Consider the following 26,324-nt stretch of genomic DNA (forward strand, 5'->3'; position numbering starts at 1 on the left):
TTCAGCGCCGCCAGCGTCGCAGCAGGCGGCTGCGCATCCCGGTATCAAAGCGCCAGATATGATCGAAAATGCGCAAAATGCCGGGCTTGCCGTGGGCGGACATCGCCACCGCATGAAAGCGATGCTGATGGACGCGCTGCAGTTCATTAATTTTGCCGATCACCTCGTCCGGCAGGCGCTGGGCGATAAAATCGGAGATCACCACTGCATCCGCATCGAACCACTCGCCGCCCTGCATCCGCTCGATGATGGCGCGAAAACAGCTGGCGAGATCGGTGCCGCCGCGAAAACGCTGGCTCAAAAAGCGGATCGCCTGCTCAATGCCTTCCCTGCCCGACAGCTCATAGCGCACCACTTCGCTGGAAAACAGCATGATAAAACAGCGGCGTCGATCCGCCAGCGCCACGCGCATCAGCGCGAGGCAAAACGCTTTCGCACACTGCTCATTAAAACCGCCCATTGATCCGGACGTATCGACGCAGACGATAAAAGGCCCGCGCGGCTGCTCGTCAAAATCCTGATGCACCACCGGCCGCTCGGTGATCTTCTCCCGCCAGGCTTCGCCCTGTAAGCGATAGGTCAGCAGTTGTTTCTCCACCAGGCGACGATAAAACTCATACTCCAGCTCGCTGATGCCCAGCGTGGCCAGCTCCGGTGGCAGCAAACGTAAAATATCATCGCTCTGTTGCAGGCCATCAACCTGTTCGGGCACCGAAGACGGCTCGCGCACCAGCGTGCGGAAGGTTTCCATCGGCGCATCGTTGCGTGGTACGGACTTCGCCTCACGCGATCGCCCCAGCTGTTCCGCCAGCTTTTTCAGTTCAGGCTGCGCGGCCAGAAAATCCCCGTATTTTATTATGAGCTGATAGTCGCCGCGCTTAAGCTGTCCGGCGCTCATATCCCACAGCCGCCCGGCCGCATTGTCGTTTTCCACCAGCACCGGATCCAGCTGCCCGCTCAGCGTCATACGCTCCTGCACTTCACTGAGCAACTGCTCGCGCTCTTCTTCCAGTAATTGCTGGTTGAGCGCCGTGGTCTGCACCACCAGGCTTAAGCGCCAGCGCTGCAAAAACAGCGTGTGCAGGGCGGGGGTAAAGGTGGCGTTATCCGCTACCAGCTGTTTTGCCTGGGCGGCATAGGGGGAGTGGACTTTTTCCAGCAGGCTGAGGATCTGTGGCAGCTGAATGGTCAACTGCGTGGTGGAGAGCAGCTGGCTTTGCTGATAGCTGATCACTTCTTCCGTCAACTCCGGCGGTACGCGGGTGTCTTTCAGCCGTCCCTTTAATGCCTCCCGCCAGCGGGGAATATCCTCGGTGATGGCATGGCGCAGACGGGGGAATTTCTCAAAAAAAACCGCCAGCTGCGGAGAGGCCAGCAGGGCGACGATCAACTCTTCAATCATCCCCTCTTCGCTAACCGCCAGCATCACATTGAGGGTATCCAGCGTCAGCATTGACGCGCCTGTTTGATCTGCGCGCCAACGTCCTGCAGGCTGCCTTCAATACGACCCGCCCAGTCGCTGTGAATAAACAGGCATTTTTGCTGTTCACTGAAGCGCGTATGCTGCTGGTGCCATTCATTTTCCAGCGCTTCCAGCTGGTGAGTGATCTCATCCGGCACGTTTTCCTGCGCGCTGCCCGGCAGGGCAAGGCGCGATCCCTGCAGGCTGACGTCGCGCACTATCAGATGTAATGTGCTGTCGACTTCCAGGTTCAGCAACTGTGCAAAACCAATGCCGTTAAGTTTGCCGCGGATCTCCCCGCCTTTCGCCAGCCACTGCTCAAGCGCGGCCCGCTCAATGGTCAGATGGATCACCTGCATATCATGCAGTTTCAGCGGCTGCTGAAGAAGCAGCGTCAGGGTCGCGTCGGTAAGTTCCGGCGGCAGTTCATAGTGCGGGCGGCGGCTGAACATGCCGCTCTGACGCAGAACCCGTAGCGCCGTTTTATCGCTTTGCTGCTGTTGCAGCTGAAGACGGCGCTGCCCGATGGCCGCCAGTTTCGTCAGCATCGCCTGTTGCTGCCATGCGTGAACGGTCATCAAAATATCTATTTGTTGTGTAAGCAGATTCATGCTATCCGCGTCATGCCACAGGCAGTCTTTGAGCAGGATCAGATCGATCGGCGCGACGACATCGCGTCCGGAGAAAAAGGCGCTGGCCTGTAACAGGCGAATGGCTTTTTTCCAGCGGCGATCGGAAACATAAGGGGCGTTCGGCAGACTATCCAGCTGCTGGCGCAGCTGGAAGATCAGTTCAAAGACGGCATCGGGCAGGGCAATTTTTCCAATGTCCTGCTGCCACTGCTGATACTCTTCGTCGCTGATCTGCAGGGCATCGGCAACCGGATTGTCGTTTTCATCCTGCTGGCTCACCAGCATGGCGCGGAAATTCCCCTTGTCCTGCACTTTATCCAGCCACAGGCGGATCAGCATACGGTCGTACAGCGCTTCGAGGCTGCTGTCCGCTTCCGGCAGTTCGTTGGACGCCGCCACCAGCAGACGCATGGGGATTTTTTCTTCCGTAGCGCCGTTGCGGAAACGACGTTCATTGATGGCCGTCAGCAACGTGTTGAGGATCGCCGGACCGGCCTTCCAGATCTCATCTAAAAAGACAATTTCCGCTTCCGGTAAGTAGCCAGTGGTAAGACGTTCATAACGCCCTTCATCTTTTAATGCCTGGATCGACAGCGGGCCGAAAACCTCTTCCGGTGTGGAAAAGCGCGTCATCAGATACTCAAAAGCCCGGGCATGGCGGAAGGCGAACTTCAGCCGCCGGGCGATAAGGCTTTTGGCTATTCCCGGTGGGCCGAGCAGAAAGACGCTCTCGCCGCTGAGCGCCGCCAGCAGGCATAAGCGGATCGCGTGGCTGCGCTCAAAAAGCCCTTTTTCCAGTGCAGCACTGAGACGGGAAATTCTTTCAGCTAATAAGTGTGGGTGAGCCATAATTCATTTACTTCCTTTCGCCGGGTTTCAGGCGCAGAGCTGCGAGTATAAACGTTTCAACAGGGGCTTGTAATAGACTGAAGTACCGGTTCATTTTCATTGAGGCAGGATAACCCGGCCGCATTTAGGGGTACGATTTGGCAAAGAATCGTGCATACTGTGCGCTTTTGTGGGCCAAGGGACTAAGCACACAGTTGGCATTCAAACAAAAGATTAGTCTATGAGCACAGATAATAAGCAATCGTTGCCTGCGATAACGCTCGCAGCCATCGGCGTGGTGTACGGTGATATCGGTACCAGCCCGCTTTATACCCTCCGTGAATGTTTGTCTGGTCAGTTTGGCTTTGGCGTTGAGCGCGATGCCGTGTTCGGCTTTTTATCGCTCATTTTCTGGCTGCTGATCCTGGTCGTATCCGTTAAATATCTGTCCTTTGTAATGCGCGCCGATAACGCCGGTGAAGGTGGGATCCTGACGCTGATGTCGCTGGCCGGGCGTAACACCTCGGCCCGTATGACCTCGGTGCTGGTGATCATGGGATTGATTGGCGGCAGCTTCTTCTATGGTGAAGTGGTGATCACACCAGCGATTTCGGTGATGTCCGCGATCGAGGGGCTGGAGATCGTCGCACCGTCACTGGAAACCTGGGTGGTGCCGCTGTCGATCATCGTCCTGACGCTGCTGTTTATGATCCAGAAGCACGGTACCGGGCTGGTGGGCAAACTCTTTGCGCCGATCATGCTGGCGTGGTTTTTGATTCTGGCGGTGCTCGGACTGCGCGGGATTATTGGCAACCCTGAAGTGTTGCAGGCGCTGAATCCGGCATGGGCGGTGCATTTCTTCCTTGAATATAAAGCCGTCTCTTTTGTGGCGCTCGGCGCGGTGGTGCTGTCGATTACCGGCGTGGAAGCGCTGTACGCGGATATGGGTCACTTCGGCAAGCTGCCGATCCGGGTGGCCTGGTTCAGTCTGGTGCTGCCGTCGCTGGTGCTGAACTATTTCGGGCAGGGCGCGCTGTTACTGAAAACGCCGGAAGCAATCAAGAACCCGTTTTTCCTGTTAGCGCCTGAATGGGCGTTAATACCTATGCTGATTATCGCCACCCTGGCGACGGTTATCGCTTCGCAGGCGGTGATCTCCGGCGTCTTCTCCCTGACCCGCCAGGCGGTGCGCCTGGGCTATTTGTCGCCGATGCGCATCATTCATACCTCGGAAATGGAATCCGGGCAGATCTACATTCCGTTCGTGAACTGGCTGCTCTATTGCGCGGTGGTGATTGTTATCGTCAGCTTCGAGCATTCCAGCAACCTGGCGGCGGCCTACGGCATTGCGGTGACCGGCACCATGGTGCTGACCACTATTTTGTCGGCGACCGTGGCGCGAAAAAACTGGCACTGGAACAAATTGCTGGTGGGCTTCCTGCTGGTCGCCTTCCTGTGTATTGATGTGCCGCTGTTCTCGGCGAACCTCGATAAACTGCTCTCCGGCGGCTGGCTGCCGTTGAGTCTCGGCATGGTGATGTTTATCATCATGACCACCTGGAAAAGCGAGCGGTTCCGTCTGCTGCGCCGCATGCACGAGCACGGCAATTCCCTGGAAGCGATGATCGCTTCGCTTGAGAAATCGCCGCCGGTGCGCGTGCCAGGCACCGCCGTGTATATGTCCCGTGCGCTGAACGTCATCCCCTTTGCCATGCTGCATAATCTCAAACACAACAAAGTGCTGCATGAGCGTGTGATCCTGCTGACGCTGCGCACGGAAGATGCGCCTTATGTGCATAACGTCCGTCGCGTGCAGATCGAGCAGCTGTCACCGACTTTCTGGCGCGTGGTGGCCAGCTACGGCTGGCGTGAAATTCCCAACGTGGAAGAGGTGTTCCACCGCTGCGGGCTGGAAGGCCTGAGCTGCCGGATGATGGAAACCTCGTTCTTTATGTCCCATGAGTCGCTGATCCTCGGCAAACGCCCGTGGTATCTGCGTCTTCGCGGCAAGCTGTTTTTGTTACTGCAACGTAACGCACTGCGTGCACCCGATCAGTTTGAAATCCCGCCTAACCGGGTGATTGAACTGGGAACGCAGGTTGAGATTTAATCTCTGAACGCCTCCGCCCGGCGGCGCTTCGCTTGCACGGGCCTACAGACCGTAGGCCGGGTAAGCGCAGCGCCACCCGGCATATTGCCTGGCATTATCCTTCTCCATTTGACTTAGCGAAACGTTTCGACGGCGATCACAATTCCGTTACGTCGTGATGGTTTTCTGCACACCCTTCAGCATAAACTCACTTTAGCGAAACGTTTCGCTAGTGGAGATAAATATGAAGAAAGGGTCTGTACTGAATTCTGACATTTCGTCGGTAATTTCCCGTCTTGGACATACTGATACGCTGGTCGTGTGCGATGCCGGATTGCCGGTGCCCCATAGCACGCAGCGCATTGATATGGCGCTGACTCAGGGCGTGCCCTCCTTTATGCAGGTGCTGGAGGTCGTGACGACGGAAATGCAGGTTGAGGCGGCCATTCTCGCGACGGAAATTAAAGATCATAATCCGCAACTCCACGAAACGTTGCTCCGCCACATAGAGCAACTGCAACAACACCAGGGAAACACCATAGACGTTCGTTATGTTTCACACGAAACGTTTAAACAACAAACCGCAGACAGTCAGGCGGTGATTCGCAGCGGGGAGTGTTCCCCGTATGCGAATATCATTCTCTGCGCTGGCGTCACATTCTGAGGCTGCCATGGACGCATTACTGCAACTGAAGGGGATCGATAAAGCGTTCCCCGGCGTAAAAGCCCTGTCCGGCGCTGCGCTTAACGTTTATCCCGGCCGCGTTATGGCGCTGGTGGGCGAAAACGGCGCGGGTAAATCCACGATGATGAAAGTCTTAACCGGCATTTATCAGCGTGATGCAGGTTCACTGCTGTGGCTCGGCCAGGAAACCACCTTTACCGGTCCTAAATCTTCCCAGGAAGCCGGGATCGGCATCATTCATCAGGAACTGAACCTGATCCCGCAGCTCACCATTGCGGAAAACATCTTTTTAGGCCGCGAGTTCGTTAATCGCTTCGGCAAGATCGACTGGAAAAAGATGTATGCCGAAGCCAACGTCCTGCTCGCGAAACTCAACCTGCGCTTTAAAAGCGACCGGCTGGTGGGCGATCTGTCGATTGGCGATCAGCAAATGGTGGAAATCGCCAAAGTGCTGAGCTTTGAGTCGAAAGTCATCATTATGGATGAGCCGACCGATGCGCTGACTGATACCGAAACCGACTCCCTGTTCCGCGTCATTCGCGAGCTGAAATCCCAGGGGCGCGGCATTGTTTATATTTCCCACCGCATGAAAGAGATCTTCGAAATCTGCGATGACGTGACGGTATTCCGCGACGGGCAGTTTATCGCCGAGCGGGATGTGTCGACGCTGAGTGAAGATACGCTGATTGAAATGATGGTGGGACGTAAGCTGGAAGAGCAGTACCCGCATCTTGATAAAGCCCCCGGCGATGTGCGCCTGAAAGTGGATGCCGTGTGCGGGCCGGGCGTTGATAACGTCTCCTTCGTGCTGCGCAAAGGCGAGATCTTAGGCGTGGCGGGGCTGATGGGCGCCGGACGTACTGAACTGATGAAAGTGCTGTACGGCGCGCTGCCGCGCACCAGCGGTTATGTCACCCTCGATGGCCATGAAGTGGTCACCCGCTCACCGCAGGATGGCCTGGCGAACGGCATCGTGTATATCTCCGAAGATCGCAAGCGCGACGGGCTGGTGCTGGGCATGTCGGTTAAAGAAAACATGTCGCTTACCGCGCTGCGCTATTTCAGTCACGCCGGTGGTCGCCTGAAGCATAAAGATGAACAGCAGGCGGTGGGAGATTTCGTCCGTCTGTTTAACGTCAAAACGCCGTCAATGGAGCAGCCGATTGGCCTGCTTTCCGGCGGGAACCAGCAAAAGGTCGCCATCGCCCGCGGGCTGATGACGCGTCCGAAAGTGCTGATTCTGGACGAACCCACGCGCGGTGTGGACGTGGGGGCTAAGAAAGAAATTTATCAGTTAATCAATCAGTTTAAGGCTGAAGGGTTGAGCATCATTCTGGTGTCGTCGGAAATGCCGGAAGTCATCGGCATGAGTGACCGCATCATGGTGATGCATGAAGGGCATCTGGGCGGAGAATTCACCCGCGAACAGGCCACCCAGGAAGTGCTGATGGCGGCCGCCGTCGGCAAGCTAAATCGCGATACGCAGGAGTCCAGGCAATGAGTACCCAAACCGTTTCTACCCGCCGCTATTTCAACAAAGCGTGGCTGATGGAACAAAAATCGCTGATTGCCCTGCTGGTGCTGATTGCGATTGTCTCCACCCTTAGCCCGAACTTTTTTACCGTTAATAACCTGTTCAATATCCTGCAACAGACGTCGGTTAACGCCATTATGGCGGTGGGGATGACGCTGGTCATTCTTACTTCCGGGATCGACCTGTCCGTCGGTTCGTTACTGGCGCTGACCGGCGCAGTGGCTGCCTCGCTGGTGGGGATGGAAGTGAATGCGCTGGTGGCTGTAGCGGCGGCGCTGGCATTAGGCGCGGCTATCGGGGCCATGACCGGGGCGATCGTCGCGAAAGGCCGCGTGCAGGCTTTTATCGCCACGCTGGTGATGATGCTGCTGCTGCGCGGCGCGACCATGGTTTATACCAACGGCAGTCCCATGAATACGGGCTTTACGGAAAACGCCGATCTGTTTGGCTGGTTCGGTATCGGTCGTCCGCTGGGGATCCCGGCGCCGGTGTGGATCATGGGGTTTGTCTTCCTTGCCGCATGGTATGTGTTGCATCACACCCGTCTTGGTCGGTATATCTATGCGCTGGGCGGTAACGAAGCGGCAACGCGTCTGTCCGGCATCAGTGTGAATAAAATCAAGATTATCGTGTATTCGCTGAGCGGCCTTCTGGCTTCTCTGGCGGGCATTATTGAAGTTGCGCGTCTCTCCTCCGCCCAACCGACGGCGGGCACCGGCTACGAGCTGGATGCCATCGCGGCGGTGGTGCTGGGGGGAACGAGCCTTGCGGGCGGTAAAGGCCGGATTGTCGGCACGCTTATCGGCGCATTGATTCTGGGCTTCCTCAATAATGGCCTGAATTTGCTAGGTGTTTCCTCCTATTACCAGATGATCGTTAAAGCAGTGGTGATTTTGCTGGCGGTCCTGGTAGACAACAAAAAACAGTAATCAATGACATTACAGGACATCTGAATATGAACATGAAAAAACTGGCTACCCTGGTTTCTGCTGTAGCACTGAGTGCGACCGTAAGCGCGAATGTGATGGCGAAAGACACCATCGCGCTGGTGGTCTCCACCCTGAACAACCCGTTCTTCGTTTCCCTGAAAGACGGCGCACAAAAAGAAGCCGATAAACTGGGCTACAACCTGGTGGTGCTGGATTCCCAGAACAACCCGGCGAAAGAGCTGGCGAACGTTCAGGATTTAACCGTACGTGGCACCAAACTGCTGTTGATCAACCCGACCGATTCTGACGCGGTAGGTAATGCCGTGAAGATGGCAAACGAGGCGAAAATCCCGGTGATCACCCTCGACCGTATGGCCGCCAAAGGCGAGGTGGTCAGCCACATCGCTTCTGATAACGTGCTGGGCGGCAAAATCGCTGGCGACTACATCGCTAAAAAAGCCGGTGAAGGCGCAAAAGTGATCGAACTGCAGGGTATCGCCGGTACTTCCGCGGCGCGTGAGCGTGGCGAAGGCTTCCAGCAGGCCGTTGCGGCCCACAAATTCGACGTGCTGGCCAGCCAGCCGGCTGACTTTGACCGCACCAAAGGCCTGAACGTTATGCAGAACCTGCTGACTGCGCACCCGGACGTGAAAGCGGTGTTCGCGCAGAACGATGAAATGGCGCTGGGCGCACTGCGCGCACTGCAAACCGCCGGTAAAACTGACGTAATGGTGGTGGGTTTTGACGGTACGCCAGACGGTGAAAAAGCGGTAAACGACGGCAAACTGGCGGCGACCATCGCCCAGTTACCGGAGCAAATCGGCGCGAAAGGTGTTGAAACCGCTGACAAAGTGATCAAAGGCGAGAAAGTACAGGCGAAATACCCGGTTGATCTGAAACTGGTTATCAAACAGTAATGTGATTGTCCTGCCGCCGCGTGTGGCGGCAGGAAAAAGAACATAAGAAAAGCAGGGCACGCGCCGCTCAGGGCGGCGCATTTACAGGATGAAACTATGAACATGGCAGGTAAACTCATCGTCCTTGGCAGTATTAATGCCGATCACATTCTCAACCTTGAATCCTTCCCGACACCGGGTGAAACCGTCACCGGCAGCCAGTACCAGGTCGCTTTTGGCGGTAAAGGCGCCAACCAGGCGGTTGCTGCCGGACGCAGCGGCGCAGATATTGCGTTTATCGCCTGCACGGGCGACGACGACACTGGCGAACGGGTCCGTACACAGCTGGCGAGCGACAACATTGATGTTACGCCGGTCAGCGTCATCACTGGTGAATCCACCGGCGTGGCGCTGATTTTTGTGAACGGTGAAGGGGAGAATGTCATCGGTATTCATGCTGGCGCTAACGCTGCGCTCTCTGTGGCGCTGGTTGAAGCGCAGCGCGATCGTATCGCCGCGGCATCCGCGCTGCTGATGCAGCTGGAGTCGCCGGTGGAAAGCGTGCTGGCGGCGGCAAAAATCGCTCACCAGAACCGCACGCGCGTGGCGCTCAACCCGGCTCCGGCACGGGAGCTGTCTGACGAGCTGCTGGCGCTGGTGGATGTGATCACGCCAAACGAAACCGAAGCGGAAAAACTGACCGGCATTAAAGTGGAAACGGATGACGATGCCGCGCGCGCCGCGCAGGCGCTGCATAGCAAAGGCATCGAAACCGTCATCATTACGCTTGGCAGCCGCGGCGTGTGGGCCAGCGTTAACGGCGAAGGCCAGCGCATTCCGGGCTTTAAAGTGAAAGCCATTGATACTATCGCTGCCGGTGACACCTTTAACGGCGCGCTGATGACCGCGCTGCTGGAAAACAAGCCGCTTGAGCAGGCGATCCGTTTCGCCCATGCGGCGGCGGCCATCGCGGTAACGCGTAAAGGGGCGCAGCCTTCCGTGCCGTGGCGCAGTGAGATCGACGATTTTCTGGCGCAGCAGGGGTAACCTCTCATGGCAACCATGAAAGATGTTGCCCGACTGGCGGGCGTGTCCACCTCCACCGTCTCGCACGTCATTAATAAAGACCGGTTCGTCAGCGAGGCGATCACCGCGAAAGTGGACGCGGCGATCAAAAGCCTGAACTACGCCCCTTCGGCGCTGGCGCGCAGCCTTAAGATCAACCAGACCCGTACTATCGGCATGCTGATCACCGCCAGTACCAACCCTTTCTATTCCGAGCTGGTGCGCGGCGTCGAGCGCAGCTGCTTTGAGCGTGGCTACAGCCTGGTGCTGTGTAATACCGAAGGCGATGAACAGCGCATGAACAGTAATCTGGAGACGCTGATGCAAAAGCGCGTCGATGGCTTACTGTTGCTGTGCACCGAAACCCATCAGCCCTCGCAGGAAATCATGCAGCGCTACCCGTCCATTCCGACGGTGATGATGGACTGGGCGCCGTTCGATGGTTACAGCGATCTCATTCAGGATAACTCGCTGCTGGGCGGTGATATGGCAACGCAGCACCTGATTGATAAAGGCCATACCCGTATCGCCTGCATTACCGGGCCGCTGGATAAAACCCCGGCGCGTTTACGTCTGGAGGGGTATCGCGAAGCCATGGCACGCGCAGGCCTCGAAATTCGTGAAGGCGATGAGATCGTCGGTAACTTTGAGTTTGGCGGCGGCTATGAGGCAATGCAGATCCTGCTGGCGCAAAAAGCGCGTCCGCAGGCGGTGTTTATCGGTAACGACGCCATGGCCTTTGGCGCGTACCAGGCGTTATATCAGGCCGGACTGAAGGTGCCGCAGGATATGGCGATTGTTGGCTACGATGATATTGAGCTGGCGCGTTACATGACGCCCCCGCTGACCACCATCCATCAGCCGAAAGATGAACTGGGTGAGCTGGCTATCGATGTGTTACTGCATCGCATCACCGATCCCACCCTGGTCCAGCAGCGTCTGCAACTGACGCCGGTGTTAATGGAACGCGGCTCCGCCTAAGCTTTGTGCCGCTCTTTAATCAGGTTACGACCGTCTTTGGCTTTTAACAGCATAAAGACGGAAGCGGATATCAGCGTGACTACCCCCATGGTAATAAAGGTGTAGTGAAACTGCTCCACGGTATTCGCGTTCTCAAACCCTTCATAAAAGCGCAGCACCGCCGCGCTGACCGCCACCCCCAGACTGATGGATAACTGCTGCGTCACGGCCAGCATGCTGTTACCGCTGCTGGCGTTCTCATCATTCAGATCGGCAAGGGTAATGGTATTCATGGCGGTAAACTGCGTGGACATCGCCATCCCCAGCACAAACAGCGGCAGGATCAGCATCCACAGCGGCATGGAGGGGGATTGCAGCGCGAACTGGGCGATCATCACGCCGATAATCACTGTAATGCCAACCAGCGTATTACGATAACCAAAGCGGCGCAGAACCTGAGTCACCGCGGATTTCGCCAGAATAGAACCCATGGCGGTGGGGGCCATAATGCAGCCCGCGATCAGCGCCGGATAGCCAAAGCCGACCTGTAACATCAGCGGCATTAAAAAGGGCACGCATCCGGTTCCAAGGCGGGACGCCAGATTACCGGCGATGCCGACGGAAAAGGTACGCGTCTTAAACATCGGCAGCGCAATCAGCGGCGTCGGGTGTCGGCGGGCGTGACGGATATAAGCCAGCAGAAGTAAAAGGCCGGTGACGATCACCGACAGGGCGATCCAGCTGGCGACAATCTTCTCGCCAAACAGCTCCATGCCGCAGGAAAACAGCACCAGGCTCAGGCCGAACAGAAAAAAGCCCCGCATATCGAAGCCCCGGCGTGGCGTCGTGAAGTTCGGCATATATTTACGGGCATAAAACAGCCCGGCGATACCGATGGGAATGTTGATCAGGAATATCCAGTGCCAGCTCGCCCAGGTCACCATCACGCCGCCCAGTACCGGGCCGAGGATCGGGCCTATCAGACCAGGCATGGTCACGAAGTTCAGCACCGGCAGCAGTTCACTGCGCGGATATGCACGCAGCAGCGCCAGACGCGCCACCGGCATCATCATTGCGCCTCCGATCCCCTGCACTACCCGGAAGATGACCAGCATACCGAGTGAACTCGACAGCGCGCAGGCCAGCGAACCGAGGGTGAACAGCGAAACGGCCAGCATAAAGACACGGCGTGTGCCGAAGCGGTCCGCCAGCCAGCCGCTCGCCGGGATCAGCATAGCGACCGTCAGGGTGTAACTGATAATCGCCGACTGCATCGCCAATGGGGAACGGTTCAGGCTCTGGGCTATCGCCGGCAGTGCCGTGTTCAAAATGGTCGCATCCAGCGCCTGCATAAAGAAAGCCATTGCCGCGATCCACGGCAGGCCCGCCATACTGCGCGCTTTTTTCTCTGTCATGCGAATTCCTGTTATTTAGCCGGGTGGGGAGCGTTCAACAATAGCTGGCAGGCCTCATAGGCACCCTGAGCGTCGCTTTCCTGAATGGCATCCACAATCGCCTGATGATTTTCGAGCTTTACCACTTCATTTTGTGTAATAGAGGTGAAGTAGGTGTGGTACACCGAATGAAAGAGGGCAGCGAAAGAGGTGAGGAAGGGATTGCCGCTCATCGCGTAGATATGTTCATGCCAGGCCATATCCACTTCTATCCAGCGCTCGCGCTGGAAATGCTTCTTTAATTGCACCATCTCATCCATCAGCGTATTCAAATGCGCTTTTTGCTCTGCGCTGCCAAGAAGGGCTGCGAGCTGGCATGCCTGAGGTTCAAGGGTGCTGCGCAGAACCAGGAAGTGCTGAATGACTTCCTGAAAGTTCTCTTCGGTCATCCACCAGGAGAGCAGTTCTTTATCAAGGAAGTTCCAGCTGCTTTTCGGCATCACGCGTGTACCTATGCGAGGACGCGGCAGCACCATGCCTTTTGCAGTCAGGGTCTTTACTGCTTCTCTTACGGCGGTACGGCTCACGCCGAACGCTTCGCCTAATTCCATCTCTGCAGGCAGGATGCTTCCGGGCGCATACTCACCGGTTAAGATCCGTTGGGCCAGTTTTTCAGCCAGTACATAAGAAAGGTTCTTTTGTGCCGCTAACTGTTGTGCGCTTAAAGGCATTCGTCGCATTCCTTTTTCTCATTTTTACGTTCTAGTATGCCATCTGCCGGGGGATGTCGATGATAAAAAGAGCAAATTCGCCAAATGATGATGCTTTTTACAACGCTTTGATGAAAAAAAACGCGCTTGAAAAGTTTTTTGAAATTAGGGGTTGTCAGCCCGGAATAACTCCCTATAATGCGCCTCCACTGACACGGAACAACGGCTTACAGGCCACCGGGTCAGAAGGTCTTCCTCCGGGAATGACCGGCAGAGAAAAGCAAAATAATCGCTTGACTCTGAATGAGGAAAACGTATTATACGGGACCTCGCGACACAGCGCTAAAGCGCGTCGCAACTGCTCTTTAACAATTTATCAGACAATCTGTGTGGGCACTCAAGGACATGGATTCTTAAACGTCGAAAGACGCTAAATGAATACCAAGTCTCTGGAGTGAACATACGTAATTCATTACGAAGTTTAATTCACGAGCATCAAACTTAAATTGAAGAGTTTGATCATGGCTCAGATTGAACGCTGGCGGCAGGCCTAACACATGCAAGTCGAACGGTAGCACAGAGAGCTTGCTCTCGGGTGACGAGTGGCGGACGGGTGAGTAATGTCTGGGAAACTGCCTGATGGAGGGGGATAACTACTGGAAACGGTAGCTAATACCGCATAACGTCGCAAGACCAAAGAGGGGGACCTTCGGGCCTCTTGCCATCAGATGTGCCCAGATGGGATTAGCTAGTAGGTGGGGTAACGGCTCACCTAGGCGACGATCCCTAGCTGGTCTGAGAGGATGACCAGCCACACTGGAACTGAGACACGGTCCAGACTCCTACGGGAGGCAGCAGTGGGGAATATTGCACAATGGGCGCAAGCCTGATGCAGCCATGCCGCGTGTATGAAGAAGGCCTTCGGGTTGTAAAGTACTTTCAGCGGGGAGGAAGGTGTTGTGGTTAATAACCTCAGCAATTGACGTTACCCGCAGAAGAAGCACCGGCTAACTCCGTGCCAGCAGCCGCGGTAATACGGAGGGTGCAAGCGTTAATCGGAATTACTGGGCGTAAAGCGCACGCAGGCGGTCTGTCAAGTCGGATGTGAAATCCCCGGGCTCAACCTGGGAACTGCATCCGAAACTGGCAGGCTTGAGTCTTGTAGAGGGGGGTAGAATTCCAGGTGTAGCGGTGAAATGCGTAGAGATCTGGAGGAATACCGGTGGCGAAGGCGGCCCCCTGGACAAAGACTGACGCTCAGGTGCGAAAGCGTGGGGAGCAAACAGGATTAGATACCCTGGTAGTCCACGCTGTAAACGATGTCGACTTGGAGGTTGTGCCCTTGAGGCGTGGCTTCCGGAGCTAACGCGTTAAGTCGACCGCCTGGGGAGTACGGCCGCAAGGTTAAAACTCAAATGAATTGACGGGGGCCCGCACAAGCGGTGGAGCATGTGGTTTAATTCGATGCAACGCGAAGAACCTTACCTACTCTTGACATCCAGAGAACTTAGCAGAGATGCTTTGGTGCCTTCGGGAACTCTGAGACAGGTGCTGCATGGCTGTCGTCAGCTCGTGTTGTGAAATGTTGGGTTAAGTCCCGCAACGAGCGCAACCCTTATCCTTTGTTGCCAGCGATTCGGTCGGGAACTCAAAGGAGACTGCCAGTGATAAACTGGAGGAAGGTGGGGATGACGTCAAGTCATCATGGCCCTTACGAGTAGGGCTACACACGTGCTACAATGGCATATACAAAGAGAAGCGACCTCGCGAGAGCAAGCGGACCTCATAAAGTATGTCGTAGTCCGGATCGGAGTCTGCAACTCGACTCCGTGAAGTCGGAATCGCTAGTAATCGTGGATCAGAATGCCACGGTGAATACGTTCCCGGGCCTTGTACACACCGCCCGTCACACCATGGGAGTGGGTTGCAAAAGAAGTAGGTAGCTTAACCTTCGGGAGGGCGCTTACCACTTTGTGATTCATGACTGGGGTGAAGTCGTAACAAGGTAACCGTAGGGGAACCTGCGGTTGGATCACCTCCTTACCTGAAAGAACCTGCCTTGCAGTGTCCACACAGATTGTCTGATGAAAAGTAAAAAGCAAGGCGTCTTGCGATTGAGACTTCAGTGTCCCCTTCGTCTAGAGGCCCAGGACACCGCCCTTTCACGGCGGTAACAGGGGTTCGAATCCCCTAGGGGACGCCACTTGCTGGTTTGTGAGTGAAAGTCACCGGCCTTTATATCTCAAAACAGACTTCCGAGTCTCGTTTGAGATATTTGCTCTTTAAAAATCTGGATCAAGCTGAAAATTGAAACGACACGCTGTTTCTTTTCTCCGTAACAAGAAAAGAAAAATGGCGTGTTCGAGTCTCTCAAATTTTTGCAATCAGAAGTGAAACATCTTCGGGTTGTGAGGTTAAGCGACTAAGCGTACACGGTGGATGCCCTGGCAGTCAGAGGCGATGAAGGGCGTGCTAATCTGCGATAAGCGCCGGTAAGGTGATATGAACCGTTATAACCGGCGATACCCGAATGGGGAAACCCAGTGCAATCCGTTGCACTATCATGTCATGAATACATAGTGGCATGAGGCGAACCGGGGGAACTGAAACATCTAAGTACCCCGAGGAAAAGAAATCAACCGAGATTCCCCCAGTAGCGGCGAGCGAACGGGGAGGAGCCCAGAACCTGAATCAGCATGTGTGTTAGTGGAAGCGTCTGGAAAGTCGCAGGGTACAGGGTGATACTCCCGTACACAAAAATGCATATGTTGTGAGTTCGAAGAGTAGGGCGGGACACGTGGTATCCTGTCTGAATATGGGGGGACCATCCTCCAAGGCTAAATACTCCTGACTGACCGATAGTGAACCAGTACCGTGAGGGAAAGGCGAAAAGAACCCCGGCGAGGGGAGTGAAACAGAACCTGAAACCGTGTACGTACAAGCAGTGGGAGCCTCTTTATGGGGTGACTGCGTACCTTTTGTATAATGGGTCAGCGACTTATATTCTGTAGCAAGGTTAACCGTATAGGGGAGCCGAAGGGAAACCGAGTCTTAACTGGGCGTTAAGTTGCAGGGTATAGACCCGAAACCCGGTGATCTAGCCATGGGCAGGTTGAAGGTTGGGTAACACTAACTGGAGGACCGAACCGACTAATGTTGAAAAATTAGCGGATGACTTGTGGCTGGGGGTGAAAGGCCAATCAAACCGGGAGATAGCTGGTTCTCCCCGAAAGCTATTTAGGTAGCGCCTCGTGAATTCATCTTCGGGGGTAGAGCACTGTTTCGGCTAGGGGGTCATCCCGACTTACCAACCCGATGCAAACTGCGAATACCGAAGAATGTTATCACGGGAGACACACGGCGGGTGCTAACGTCCGTCGTGAAGAGGGAAACAACCCAGACCGCCAGCTAAGGTCCCAAAGTCATGGTTAAGTGGGAAACGATGTGGGAAGGCACAGACAGCCAGGATGTTGGCTTAGAAGCAGCCATCATTTAAAGAAAGCGTAATAGCTCACTGGTCGAGTCGGCCTGCGCGGAAGATGTAACGGGGCTAAACCATGCACCGAAGCTGCGGCAGCGACACTATGTGTTGTTGGGTAGGGGAGCGTTCTGTAAGCCGTTGAAGGTGGACTGTGAGGTCTGCTGGAGGTATCAGAAGTGCGAATGCTGACATAAGTAACGATAAAGCGGGTGAAAAACCCGCTCGCCGGAAGACCAAGGGTTCCTGTCCAACGTTAATCGGGGCAGGGTGAGTCGACCCCTAAGGCGAGGCCGAAAGGCGTAGTCGATGGGAAACAGGTTAATATTCCTGTACTCGGTGTTACTGCGAAGGGGGGACGGAGAAGGCTATGTTGGCCGGGCGACGGTTGTCCCGGTTTAAGCGTGTAGGTGTGTGTTCCAGGTAAATCCGGTTCACTTTAACACTGAGGCGTGACGACGAGGCACTACGGTGCTGAAGTGACAAATGCCCTGCTTCCAGGAAAAGCCTCTAAGCATCAGGTAACACAGAATCGTACCCCAAACCGACACAGGTGGTCAGGTAGAGAATACCAAGGCGCTTGAGAGAACTCGGGTGAAGGAACTAGGCAAAATGGTGCCGTAACTTCGGGAGAAGGCACGCTGGTGCGTAGGTGAAGCGACTTGCTCGCGGAGCTGAAACCAGTCGAAGATACCAGCTGGCTGCAACTGTTTATTAAAAACACAGCACTGTGCAAACACGAAAGTGGACGTATACGGTGTGACGCCTGCCCGGTGCCGGAAGGTTAATTGATGGGGTTAGCGGCAACGCGAAGCTCTTGATCGAAGCCCCGGTAAACGGCGGCCGTAACTATAACGGTCCTAAGGTAGCGAAATTCCTTGTCGGGTAAGTTCCGACCTGCACGAATGGCGTAATGATGGCCAGGCTGTCTCCACCCGAGACTCAGTGAAATTGAAATCGCTGTGAAGATGCAGTGTACCCGCGGCAAGACGGAAAGACCCCGTGAACCTTTACTATAGCTTGACACTGAACACTGGTCCTTGATGTGTAGGATAGGTGGGAGGCTTTGAAGCGTGGACGCCAGTCTGCGTGGAGCCATCCTTGAAATACCACCCTTTAATGGCTGGTGTTCTAACGTGGACCCGTAATCCGGGTTGCGGACAGTGTCTGGTGGGTAGTTTGACTGGGGCGGTCTCCTCCTAAAGCGTAACGGAGGAGCACGAAGGTTAGCTAATCCTGGTCGGACATCAGGAGGTTAGTGCAATGGCATAAGCTAGCTTGACTGCGAGCGTGACGGCGCGAGCAGGTGCGAAAGCAGGTCATAGTGATCCGGTGGTTCTGAATGGAAGGGCCATCGCTCAACGGATAAAAGGTACTCCGGGGATAACAGGCTGATACCGCCCAAGAGTTCATATCGACGGCGGTGTTTGGCACCTCGATGTCGGCTCATCACATCCTGGGGCTGAAGTAGGTCCCAAGGGTATGGCTGTTCGCCATTTAAAGTGGTACGCGAGCTGGGTTTAGAACGTCGTGAGACAGTTCGGTCCCTATCTGCCGTGGGCGCTGGAGAATTGAGGGGGGCTGCTCCTAGTACGAGAGGACCGGAGTGGACGCATCACTGGTGTTCGGGTTGTCATGCCAATGGCATTGCCCGGTAGCTAAATGCGGAAGAGATAAGTGCTGAAAGCATCTAAGCACGAAACTTGCCCCGAGATGAGTTCTCCCTGACCCTTTAAGGGTCCTGAAGGAACGTTGAAGACGACGACGTTGATAGGCCGGGTGTGTAAGCGCAGCGATGCGTTGAGCTAACCGGTACTAATGAACCGTGAGGCTTAACCTTACAACGCCGAAGATGTTTTGGCGGATTTGAGAGATTTTCAGCTGATACAGATTAATGTTTAATGCCTTAAGGCGTTAGACGAACAGAATTTGCCTGGCGGCACTAGCGCGGCGGTCCCACCTGACCCCATGCCGAACTCAGAAGTGAAACGCCGTAGCGCCGATGGTAGTGTGGGGTCTCCCCATGCGAGAGTAGGGAACTGCCAGGCATCAAACAAGCGAAAGGCCATCCTCACGGATGGCCTTTTTGCGTTGCGCGCTGAAAATGAAAAAAAGAACTTTCTCAGCTCTTCATCCAGCGCATTATAAAATCTGCTATTGCGTTAACATCATTCAGATCCAGCGTCGGCACGTTCACCTTTAAGGCAATATCGCTGGCAACGGCTATCGTGTGTTCATCCAGTACCAGTTCACTCACATCATGACCGGCAGCGCTGCGAAAAAGCACAATCTTTGCCGTTGGTTCATGCTTAAAACCTTCCACCAGAATAATATCAAGCTTACTGCTGTCCATACGGCTGGCAAGATACGCCAGATCCAGCGCAGGCTCCTCCGGCGTTTCAGTCATCAGCGCCCAGCGTTGCTGGCTGGCGACCAGCGTTTGCGCTGCGCCCGCCTTTCGCAATTCATAGCTGTCCTTACCGGGTTTATCGACATCCATATTATGATGCGTATGCTTGATGATCCCCGGGCGTATCCCTCTGGCACAGAGTTCAGGGATCAGCGCCTTAAGCAGCGTTGTTTTACCCGTACCGCTCCAGGCGGCAATCGCCAGCAAAGGTATCATTGATGCTCCTGTCTGCCAGCCAGATCCTCTGGCGTATTAACGTTAATAAAAGCGGATTTAATGTCGCTGCAATCCACCGCCTTTCCTCCTGCCTGGCGCAAAGCCACCATAACGCGACGTTCGCCGGATGCCAGATATTCTGTCAGGAAAGGTGCAAGCTGACGGTGCATCAAAGTAATAGCCGGATGATCGCGCTCGCCATCGGACACCCACGCGGCAGGCGCGCCATTAAGACCGGCCCGCAGCCGCGCCGCCAGATCCACGGGAATTGCAGGCGTATCACACGGGCAAAACAGGAACCACTCGCTGTTCACCTGCTGCATAACCGCCAGCATGCCCGCCAGCGGGCCGGGAAAACCGGCCAGAGAGTCCTGAATAACCGGATAGCCGCTCGCCTGATATACGGCCAGATTTCTGTTGGCGCTGATAACCACCGCGTCCACCTGCGCAGCCAGCTTTTCAGCGACGTGCCGCCATAATGGCTGACCGTTAAGCTCCAGTAAGCCTTTATCTTTTCCACCCATGCGCGTGGCTTTACCGCCAGCCAGCACAACGCCGGTGATGGCTCCAGACTGATACACTAATATCGCCTCTTTTATTGTGGGTTTGACCCTGCTAACGTGTCTCTATCAAAATAAGGAGCACTGAGCATGAAATGTAAACGCCTGAACGAAGTCATCGAACTCCTCCAGCCTGCCTGGCAAAAAGAGCCGGAACTTAACCTGATGCAATTTTTGCAGAAACTGGCGCAGGAGTCAGGTTATGAAGGCGAACTGGCAGACCTTTCTGATGATATTCTGATCTATCACCTGAAAATGCGTGACTCCGCGAAAGATGCGGCGATCCCGGGTATTCAGAAAGACTACGAAGAGGATTTTAAAACCGCCCTGCTGCGCGCCCGTGGCGTAATTAAAGAGTAAAAGCTTGTAAGCGGCGCCACCGAAATGGCCACAAAATGATATTCTGAGTCATTCGCAGTAATTTCCGGAACTTGGGATGACCGACAACGCTTTTACTTTCCAGACGCTACACCCGGATACCATCATGGATGCGCTGTTTGCGCAGGGGATCCGGGTTGATTCTGGTCTCACCCCGCTTAACAGTTATGAAAACCGTGTCTATCAGTTCCAGGATGAAGACCGTCGCCGCTATGTGGTCAAATTTTATCGTCCGCAACGCTGGTCAGCGGATCAGATCCGCGAAGAGCATCAGTTTGCAGAAGAGTTGTTGAGCGATGAGGTTCCTGTCGCCGCCCCCCTTTCGTTTAACGGGCAGACGCTGCTCACCCATCAGGGTTTTTACTACGCCGTTTTTCCCAGTCTCGGTGGCCGTCAGTTTGAATCCGACAGCCTTGATCAAATGGAGTGGGTTGGCCGCTATCTGGGGCGTCTGCACCAGACCGGGCGCAAAACCTGTTTCGCCTTCCGTCCTGACATCGGCGTTAATGAATACCTGCTTGAGCCCCGCGCCGTTTTTGAAAACGCCGCGCTGATCCCGTCCGGGCTTAAAGATGCTTTTCTGCGCGCCACTGACACTCTGATCAACGAAGTCACAGGGCAATGGTATAACCGCTTTACCCGGCTGCGTCTGCATGGCGATTGTCACGCAGGCAATATCCTGTGGCGGGACGGCCCGCTGTTTGTCGATTTAGATGATGCGCGCAACGGCCCGGCCATTCAGGATCTCTGGATGCTGCTTAACGGCGATAAAGCCGAGCAGCGCATGCAGCTGGAAATGATCATTGAAGCCTATGAGGAGTTCAGTGAGTTTAATACGGACGAACTGGCTCTCATCGAACCGTTACGCGCCATGCGGCAGGTCTATTACCTGGCGTGGCTTATCAGACGCTGGGGCGATCCGGCGTTTCCCAGAAACTTTCCGTGGCTGACCGGGGAAGATTACTGGCATCAGCAAACCCTGACTTTCATTGAGCAGGTTAAGGTTCTTCGCGAGCCGCCTTTGCAATTAACACCTATGTATTAACGTCAAACATCCAGGAGAGCATTAACATGAAGAAGATTTGGCTGGCGCTGGCAGGTATGATTCTGGCATTCAGCGCTTCCGCTGCGCAGTTCACCGACGGCAAACAGTACATCACGCTTGATAAACCTGTAGCCGGAGAACCTCAGGTTCTTGAGTTTTTCTCATTCTACTGCCCGCACTGCTACGATTTTGAACGCGTCTGGCACATCTCTGACGCGGTGAAGAAAACGCTGCCGGAAGGCACCAAAATGACCAAATACCATGTGGAATTCCTCGGCCCGCTGGGCAAGGATTTGACACAAGCATGGGCAGTGGCGATGGCGCTGGGCGTGGAAGATAAGATCACGGCCCCTATGTTCGAAGCGGTACAGAAAACCCAGACGGTGCAGAACGTTGCTGACATTCGTAAAGTGTTTGTCGATGCCGGCGTTAAGGGTGAAGATTACGATGCGGCGTTAAACAGCTTCGTCGTGAAATCGCTGGTTGCACAGCAGGAGAAAGCCGCAGCCGATCTGCAACTGCAGGGCGTACCGGCCATGTTTGTTAACGGCAAATATCAGCTTAACCCGCAGGGTATGGATACCAGCAATATGGACGTTTTTGTCCAGCAATATGCTGATACCGTTAAGCACCTCGTTTCGCTGAAATAAGTTTCTACAACGCCGGTCATCGATCGGCGTTGTGCTTTTCCTGCTGGCCCTGCGCTTCACGTCCACCCCATCCTATTTCAACGCCTGCTTACCGATCGCGCATTCAGACCAAACGCTTATATCCACATGGAGTAAATTGTCATCGATCCGCAATAACGATCATTCTAATGCTTTTATTTATCTGAATGTAAAGGATATTTTTAAAATCCCGATCGTCAGTAAAGCACAATTATCCAGTGCTATCGAAATAACTCACAAAGTTATCCACAGAATGAAGATGCGAGCGATCCCGGAGATCGAGAAATCTTTTACTGCAAATTCGGCGAAAAACTGAAGTTTGCGCCGGTCTGTGGCATCCTTTAACCATAATTTAATAAACAGGCACGGACATCATGGTTCAGATCCCAGAAAACCCACTTATCCTTGTTGACGGCTCGTCTTACCTTTATCGCGCTTACCATGCGTTCCCGCCGCTGACCAACAGCGCCGGTGAACCTACCGGTGCGATGTACGGTGTGCTGAATATGCTCAGAAGCCTGATCCTTCAGTACCAGCCGACGCATGCTGCTGTGGTGTTTGATGCCAAAGGCAAGACCTTCCGCGACGAGTTATTTGAACACTACAAATCTCACCGACCGCCGATGCCGGACGATCTGCGCGCGCAAATCGAACCGCTGCATGCGATGGTAAAAGCCATGGGCCTGCCGTTAATGGCGGTGTCTGGCGTTGAAGCCGATGACGTGATCGGCACCCTGGCGCGTGAAGCCGAAAAAATGGGCCGCCCGGTGCTGATCAGTACCGGTGACAAAGATATGGCGCAGCTGGTCACGCCAGGCATCACCCTGATCAACACCATGTCGAACACCATTCTCGGTCCGGAAGAGGTGATCAGTAAATACGGCGTACCGCCGGAACTTATTATCGACTTCCTCGCCCTGATGGGCGATTCCTCGGATAACATCCCAGGCGTACCCGGCGTGGGCGAGAAAACCGCGCAGGCGCTGCTACAGGGGCTGGGTGGGCTGGATGCGCTCTATGCCGAGCCGGAAAAAATTGCCGGTCTGTCGTTCCGTGGGGCGAAAACCATGGCGGCGAAGCTGGAACAAAACAAAGAAGTGGCCTACCTCTCTTATCAGCTGGCCACCATCAAAACGGATGTTGAGCTGGAGCTGACCTGCGACAAGCTTGAGGTAAAGGCACCGGCCGTTGACGAGCTGATGGAGATGTTCCGGAAGTATGAATTCAAACGCTGGACGGTCGATCTTGAAGCCGGTAAATGGTTGCAGACGAAAGCCGCTAAATCTGCGGCCCGTCCCTTTGAAGCCACAATTGTCGTGGAGGAAGATGACGAGCCCGCGACCGTGCTCTCCTCTGATAATTACCTGACCATTCTGGACGAAGAGACATTAAAGACCTGGATCCCGCGCCTGCAAAAAGCCCCGGTGCTGGCTTTTGATACCGAAACCGACAGCCTGGATAACGTCAGCGCCAATCTGGTGGGCCTCTCTTTTGCGGTGGAGCCTGGCGTTGCGATCTATATTCCCGTTGCCCATGACTATCTGGATGCGCCTGAACAGATTTCCCGTGAACGAGCGCTGGAATTGCTTACGCCGCTGCTGGAAGATGAAAAAGTGCTGAAGGTCGGGCAAAACCTGAAGTTCGACCGCGGCATCCTGCAAAATTACGGTATTGAGCTGCGCGGCATCGCGTTTGACACCATGCTGGAGTCATACATTCTGGACAGCGTGGTCGGGCGACACGATATGGACACCCTTGCCGATCGCTGGCTCAAACATACCACCATCACCTTTGAGCAGATTGCCGGTAAAGGTAAAAACCAGCTGACCTTCAATCAGATCGATCTGGAGCAGGCGGGTCGTTACGCGGCAGAAGACGCCGACGTCACACTGCAACTGCATCTGAAAATGTGGCCAAAGCTGCAACAGCACGCCGGCCCGCTGAATATTTTCAACAATATCGAGATGCCGCTGGTGCCGGTGCTGTCACGCATTGAGCGCAACGGCGTTAAAATCGATCCGGCCGTGCTGCACAAGCACTCCGGCGAAATCACGCTGCGCCTGGCAGAACTGGAAAAAATCGCCCACGACATCGCAGGCGAGCCGTTTAACCTGGCATCAACCAAGCAGTTGCAGACCATCCTGTTCGAAAAACAGGGCATTAAACCGCTGAAGAAAACGCCGGGCGGCGCGCCGTCCACCTCCGAAGAGGTGCTGGAAGAGCTGGCGCTGGATTATCCACTGCCGAAAATCATTCTTGAGCATCGCGGGTTGTCGAAGCTGAAATCGACCTACACCGACAAGCTGCCGCTGATGATCAATCCCAAAACTGGCCGCGTGCATACCTCTTATCATCAGGCGGTGACCGCGACAGGCAGACTGTCATCCACCGATCCCAACCTGCAAAACATCCCGGTGCGCAATGAGGAAGGGCGACGTATCCGTCAGGCGTTTATCGCGCCGGAAGATTACGTGATTGTCTCTGCGGACTACTCGCAAATCGAACTGCGCATCATGGCGCATCTGTCGCGCGATAAAGGCCTGCTGTCCGCCTTTGCGGAAGGAAAAGATATTCACCGCGCCACGGCGGCAGAAGTGTTCGGCATGCCGCTGGAAAGCGTATCCAATGAACAGCGCCGCAGCGCCAAAGCCATTAACTTCGGGTTGATCTACGGGATGAGCGCCTTTGGCTTGTCGCGCCAGCTCAATATCCCGCGCCGCGAGTCGCAAAAGTATATGGACCTCTATTTTGAGCGCTACCCGGGCGTGCAGGAATATATGGAACGTACCCGCGCGCAGGCTAAAGAGCAGGGCTACGTGGAAACGCTTGACGGCCGTCGCCTCTATTTGCCGGACATCAAATCCAGCAACGGCGCACGTCGTGCCGGGGCGGAACGCGCAGCGATCAACGCCCCTATGCAGGGCACCGCAGCTGACATCATCAAGCGCGCGATGATTGCCGTTGACCAGTGGTTAGAAACGGAAAAACCGCGTGTGCGGATGATTATGCAGGTTCACGATGAACTGGTGTTCGAAGTGCATAAAGATGACGTCGAAGCGGTATCTAAAAAGATCCATGAACTGATGGAAAACAGCACCAGGCTGGACGTGCCGTTGCTGGTGGAAGTCGGGAGCGGTGAAAACTGGGATCAGGCGCACTAAGGGTTCAATGAATAACGCGGTGTTTATGTAAGTAAGCAACATAACGCCGCACGTTTTGTGACAATCATTAGAATTCGCTATGTAAAGAATGAAAAAAAATTACAAAAAGCACTTTGTGTCCGTCTGAAAAAAGAGTAGAGTTAAAGACGTAGGGTACAGAGGTAAGATGTTCTATCTTTCAGACCTTTTACTTCACGTAATCGGATTTGGCTGAATATTTTAGCCGCCCCAGTCAGTAATGACTGGGGCGTTTTTTATTGTGCAAAGCGGTAAAAAACACAGCGCAGCAGCCTGCCGCGCCCGTTCTTATTCTGCGTTTTCTTCTGCCGTCGGTACGCCGTTAAACCAGGTATCCAGCTTTTCACTCAGCTTATCAACGCCAATCTTTTTCAGGGAAGAGAAGGCTTCTACCTGCACATCGCCGTTAAAGGCCAGTACCGCGTCACGCACCATCTTCACCTGCGCTTTACGCGCGCCGCTCGCCAGTTTGTCGGCTTTGGTCAGCAATACCAGCACCTGAATATCACTTTCCACGGCCCACAGGATCATTTGCTGATCAAGATCCTTCAACGGATGGCGAATATCCATCAGGATGACCACGCCCTGCAAACACTGGCGTTTTTCCAGGTATTCGCCCAGCGCGCGCTGCCATTTGATTTTCATCTCTTCCGGCACTTCGGCGTAGCCATAACCCGGTAAGTCGACCAGGCGCTTGCCATCGGCAACTTCAAAGAGGTTGATAAGCTGGGTGCGTCCCGGGGTTTTGGACGTACGCGCCAGGCTCTTCTGGTTAGTCAGGGTATTCAGCGCGCTTGATTTGCCTGCGTTGGAACGGCCCGCAAAGGCCACTTCAATTCCGGTATCGGCAGGCAAGTGGCGAATATCAGGCGCACTGATCACAAAATGCGTCTGATGATAATTCAATTTAGTCAAAGCGGTCGTCTCCATAAATAAAGCTTTGGGGGATTATACCTGAACGCCGGGAAAAGGCTGGTTTTCTCGCCATCGGCTCAAAATAGCCATTCGTTTTGTAAGACATTAGCCACGGCTTTTATGGGACATTTAAGAATAGTTGCAGGGTGACCTTTGTCTAACCTATTGTTAATTAAAGACCTGCCAGTATGGAATTTTCCTAAAGCATGGCGTAACGCGTGTTACATACTTGTGAGTTTTCGTCAAAAAGGTAAAGTAGTGTGCAAAGGCGAGGACGCCACAGGATGCAGA

At 54.7% G+C, this 26,324-nt stretch carries 20 protein-coding genes, 1 tRNA gene and 3 rRNA genes; 17 read left to right on the plus strand and 7 right to left on the minus strand.

Annotation, left to right across the window (positions count from 1 at the left end):
- Position 1: 1 nt before the first annotated feature.
- Entirely contained in the window at positions 2-1,453 is a 1,452-nt protein-coding gene (gene viaA / locus BMF08_RS05595) for an ATPase RavA stimulator ViaA (RefSeq protein ID WP_072570858.1), read from the minus strand.
- Positions 1,447-2,943: an ATPase RavA gene (gene ravA, locus BMF08_RS05600; RefSeq protein WP_072570856.1), complete on the minus strand. Its 1,497-nt coding sequence runs from the start codon at positions 2,941-2,943 to the stop codon at positions 1,447-1,449. The genes viaA and ravA overlap by 7 nt, the downstream gene beginning before the upstream one ends.
- A gap of 220 nt (positions 2,944-3,163) precedes the next feature.
- Here ravA and kup point away from each other — a divergent pair, with 220 nt between their 5' ends.
- The 7 genes from kup to rbsR all read left to right on the plus strand — a co-directional run bounded on the left by kup (position 3,164) and on the right by rbsR (position 11,101).
- Positions 3,164-5,032, plus strand: a complete 1,869-nt coding sequence (gene kup, locus BMF08_RS05605; RefSeq protein ID WP_072570854.1) for a low affinity potassium transporter Kup — start codon at positions 3,164-3,166, stop codon at positions 5,030-5,032.
- Between the two features lie 223 nt (positions 5,033-5,255).
- The gene (gene rbsD, locus BMF08_RS05610) at positions 5,256-5,675 is read left to right on the plus strand and encodes a D-ribose pyranase (RefSeq protein ID WP_072570852.1); all 420 of its coding nucleotides are present in this window, start codon (positions 5,256-5,258) and stop codon (positions 5,673-5,675) included.
- A gap of 7 nt (positions 5,676-5,682) precedes the next feature.
- Positions 5,683-7,197: a ribose ABC transporter ATP-binding protein RbsA gene (gene rbsA / locus BMF08_RS05615; protein ID WP_072570851.1), complete on the plus strand. Its 1,515-nt coding sequence runs from the start codon at positions 5,683-5,685 to the stop codon at positions 7,195-7,197.
- Positions 7,194-8,159 (plus strand): ribose ABC transporter permease, encoded by a 966-nt coding sequence (rbsC, locus tag BMF08_RS05620; RefSeq protein ID WP_072570849.1) that lies wholly within the window; start codon positions 7,194-7,196, stop codon positions 8,157-8,159. Before rbsA ends, rbsC begins: the two co-directional genes overlap by 4 nt.
- A gap of 26 nt (positions 8,160-8,185) precedes the next feature.
- Positions 8,186-9,076, plus strand: a complete 891-nt coding sequence (gene rbsB / locus BMF08_RS05625; RefSeq protein ID WP_072570847.1) for a ribose ABC transporter substrate-binding protein RbsB — start codon at positions 8,186-8,188, stop codon at positions 9,074-9,076.
- 96 nt (positions 9,077-9,172) lie between these two features.
- On the plus strand, positions 9,173-10,102 hold the full coding sequence (rbsK, locus tag BMF08_RS05630) for a ribokinase (protein WP_072570845.1): 930 nt from the start codon (positions 9,173-9,175) through the stop codon (positions 10,100-10,102).
- Between the two features lie 6 nt (positions 10,103-10,108).
- A complete protein-coding gene (gene rbsR, locus BMF08_RS05635; RefSeq protein ID WP_072570844.1) occupies positions 10,109-11,101 on the plus strand; it encodes a ribose operon transcriptional repressor RbsR in 993 nt (330 codons plus the stop codon).
- On the opposite strand, the gene mdtD is transcribed toward rbsR, so the two are convergent.
- Together mdtD and BMF08_RS05645 are read right to left on the minus strand one after the other, a co-directional pair.
- Positions 11,098-12,495, minus strand: a complete 1,398-nt coding sequence (mdtD, locus tag BMF08_RS05640) for a multidrug transporter subunit MdtD (protein WP_072570842.1) — start codon at positions 12,493-12,495, stop codon at positions 11,098-11,100. The genes rbsR and mdtD overlap by 4 nt on opposite strands.
- Before the next feature lie 11 nt (positions 12,496-12,506).
- Positions 12,507-13,205, minus strand: a complete 699-nt coding sequence (locus BMF08_RS05645; RefSeq protein ID WP_072570840.1) for a FadR/GntR family transcriptional regulator — start codon at positions 13,203-13,205, stop codon at positions 12,507-12,509.
- A gap of 59 nt (positions 13,206-13,264) precedes the next feature.
- On the opposite strand from BMF08_RS05645, the gene BMF08_RS21130 reads away from it, so the two are divergent.
- The 5 genes from BMF08_RS21130 (at position 13,265) to rrf (ending at position 18,710) form a co-directional block, all read left to right on the plus strand.
- Positions 13,265-13,618 carry a hypothetical protein gene (locus BMF08_RS21130; RefSeq protein WP_083580987.1) on the plus strand — a complete coding sequence of 118 codons (354 nt, stop codon included), beginning with the start codon at positions 13,265-13,267 and terminating at the stop codon, positions 13,616-13,618.
- A gap of 69 nt (positions 13,619-13,687) precedes the next feature.
- Positions 13,688-15,227, plus strand: a 16S ribosomal RNA gene (locus BMF08_RS05650).
- Positions 15,228-15,311: 84 nt separating this feature from the next.
- Positions 15,312-15,387: transfer RNA gene (locus BMF08_RS05655), tRNA-Glu, on the plus strand.
- A gap of 209 nt (positions 15,388-15,596) precedes the next feature.
- Positions 15,597-18,502, plus strand: a 23S ribosomal RNA gene (locus tag BMF08_RS05660).
- Positions 18,503-18,594: 92 nt separating this feature from the next.
- Positions 18,595-18,710 (plus strand): 5S ribosomal RNA (gene rrf, locus BMF08_RS05665).
- Together the 16S, 23S and 5S rRNA genes with 1 tRNA gene alongside form the textbook arrangement of a ribosomal RNA operon.
- Positions 18,711-18,784: 74 nt before the next feature.
- Here the strand turns inward: rrf and mobB are convergent.
- Positions 18,785-19,288 carry a molybdopterin-guanine dinucleotide biosynthesis protein MobB gene (gene mobB / locus BMF08_RS05670; protein ID WP_072571419.1) on the minus strand — a complete coding sequence of 168 codons (504 nt, stop codon included), beginning with the start codon at positions 19,286-19,288 and terminating at the stop codon, positions 18,785-18,787.
- Entirely contained in the window at positions 19,285-19,812 is a 528-nt protein-coding gene (gene mobA, locus BMF08_RS05675) for a molybdenum cofactor guanylyltransferase MobA (protein ID WP_234007224.1), read from the minus strand. The genes mobB and mobA overlap by 4 nt, the downstream gene beginning before the upstream one ends.
- A gap of 126 nt (positions 19,813-19,938) precedes the next feature.
- On the opposite strand from mobA, the gene BMF08_RS05680 reads away from it, so the two are divergent.
- The 5 genes from BMF08_RS05680 to BMF08_RS21440 all read left to right on the plus strand — a co-directional run bounded on the left by BMF08_RS05680 (position 19,939) and on the right by BMF08_RS21440 (position 25,314).
- A complete protein-coding gene (locus BMF08_RS05680) occupies positions 19,939-20,208 on the plus strand; it encodes a YihD family protein (protein ID WP_023479302.1) in 270 nt (89 codons plus the stop codon).
- A 76-nt stretch (positions 20,209-20,284) separates the two neighbouring features.
- On the plus strand, positions 20,285-21,271 hold the full coding sequence (locus BMF08_RS05685) for a serine/threonine protein kinase (protein WP_072571417.1): 987 nt from the start codon (positions 20,285-20,287) through the stop codon (positions 21,269-21,271).
- Between the two features lie 26 nt (positions 21,272-21,297).
- Positions 21,298-21,921 (plus strand): thiol:disulfide interchange protein DsbA, encoded by a 624-nt coding sequence (dsbA, locus tag BMF08_RS05690; RefSeq protein WP_072571416.1) that lies wholly within the window; start codon positions 21,298-21,300, stop codon positions 21,919-21,921.
- A 392-nt stretch (positions 21,922-22,313) separates the two neighbouring features.
- Entirely contained in the window at positions 22,314-25,100 is a 2,787-nt protein-coding gene (polA, locus tag BMF08_RS05695) for a DNA polymerase I (protein ID WP_072571415.1), read from the plus strand.
- 166 nt (positions 25,101-25,266) lie between these two features.
- Positions 25,267-25,314 (plus strand): spot 42 RNA, inhibition of DNA synthesis, encoded by a 48-nt coding sequence (locus BMF08_RS21440; RefSeq protein WP_071892919.1) that lies wholly within the window; start codon positions 25,267-25,269, stop codon positions 25,312-25,314.
- 92 nt (positions 25,315-25,406) lie between these two features.
- On the opposite strand, the gene yihA is transcribed toward BMF08_RS21440, so the two are convergent.
- On the minus strand, positions 25,407-26,033 hold the full coding sequence (yihA, locus tag BMF08_RS05700; protein WP_072571421.1) for a ribosome biogenesis GTP-binding protein YihA/YsxC: 627 nt from the start codon (positions 26,031-26,033) through the stop codon (positions 25,407-25,409).
- Positions 26,034-26,324: the final 291 nt, after the last annotated feature.

This window comes from Enterobacter sp. SA187 (assembly GCF_001888805.2).
In the GTDB taxonomy this organism is placed as follows: domain Bacteria; phylum Pseudomonadota; class Gammaproteobacteria; order Enterobacterales; family Enterobacteriaceae; genus Enterobacter_D.

Coding starts and splice junctions, on each gene's coding strand:
- viaA (WP_072570858.1), bottom strand. CDS start 1,453: ATGCTGACGCTGGATACCCTCAATGTGATGCTGGCGGTTAGCGAAGAG.
- ravA (WP_072570856.1), bottom strand. CDS start 2,943: ATGGCTCACCCACACTTATTAGCTGAAAGAATTTCCCGTCTCAGTGCT.
- kup (WP_072570854.1), top strand. CDS start 3,164: ATGAGCACAGATAATAAGCAATCGTTGCCTGCGATAACGCTCGCAGCC.
- rbsD (WP_072570852.1), top strand. CDS start 5,256: ATGAAGAAAGGGTCTGTACTGAATTCTGACATTTCGTCGGTAATTTCC.
- rbsA (WP_072570851.1), top strand. CDS start 5,683: ATGGACGCATTACTGCAACTGAAGGGGATCGATAAAGCGTTCCCCGGC.
- rbsC (WP_072570849.1), top strand. CDS start 7,194: ATGAGTACCCAAACCGTTTCTACCCGCCGCTATTTCAACAAAGCGTGG.
- rbsB (WP_072570847.1), top strand. CDS start 8,186: ATGAACATGAAAAAACTGGCTACCCTGGTTTCTGCTGTAGCACTGAGT.
- rbsK (WP_072570845.1), top strand. CDS start 9,173: ATGAACATGGCAGGTAAACTCATCGTCCTTGGCAGTATTAATGCCGAT.
- rbsR (WP_072570844.1), top strand. CDS start 10,109: ATGGCAACCATGAAAGATGTTGCCCGACTGGCGGGCGTGTCCACCTCC.
- mdtD (WP_072570842.1), bottom strand. CDS start 12,495: ATGACAGAGAAAAAAGCGCGCAGTATGGCGGGCCTGCCGTGGATCGCG.
- BMF08_RS05645 (WP_072570840.1), bottom strand. CDS start 13,205: ATGCCTTTAAGCGCACAACAGTTAGCGGCACAAAAGAACCTTTCTTAT.
- BMF08_RS21130 (WP_083580987.1), top strand. CDS start 13,265: ATGATAAAAAGAGCAAATTCGCCAAATGATGATGCTTTTTACAACGCT.
- mobB (WP_072571419.1), bottom strand. CDS start 19,288: ATGATACCTTTGCTGGCGATTGCCGCCTGGAGCGGTACGGGTAAAACA.
- mobA (WP_234007224.1), bottom strand. CDS start 19,812: ATGGGTGGAAAAGATAAAGGCTTACTGGAGCTTAACGGTCAGCCATTA.
- BMF08_RS05680 (WP_023479302.1), top strand. CDS start 19,939: ATGAAATGTAAACGCCTGAACGAAGTCATCGAACTCCTCCAGCCTGCC.
- BMF08_RS05685 (WP_072571417.1), top strand. CDS start 20,285: ATGACCGACAACGCTTTTACTTTCCAGACGCTACACCCGGATACCATC.
- dsbA (WP_072571416.1), top strand. CDS start 21,298: ATGAAGAAGATTTGGCTGGCGCTGGCAGGTATGATTCTGGCATTCAGC.
- polA (WP_072571415.1), top strand. CDS start 22,314: ATGGTTCAGATCCCAGAAAACCCACTTATCCTTGTTGACGGCTCGTCT.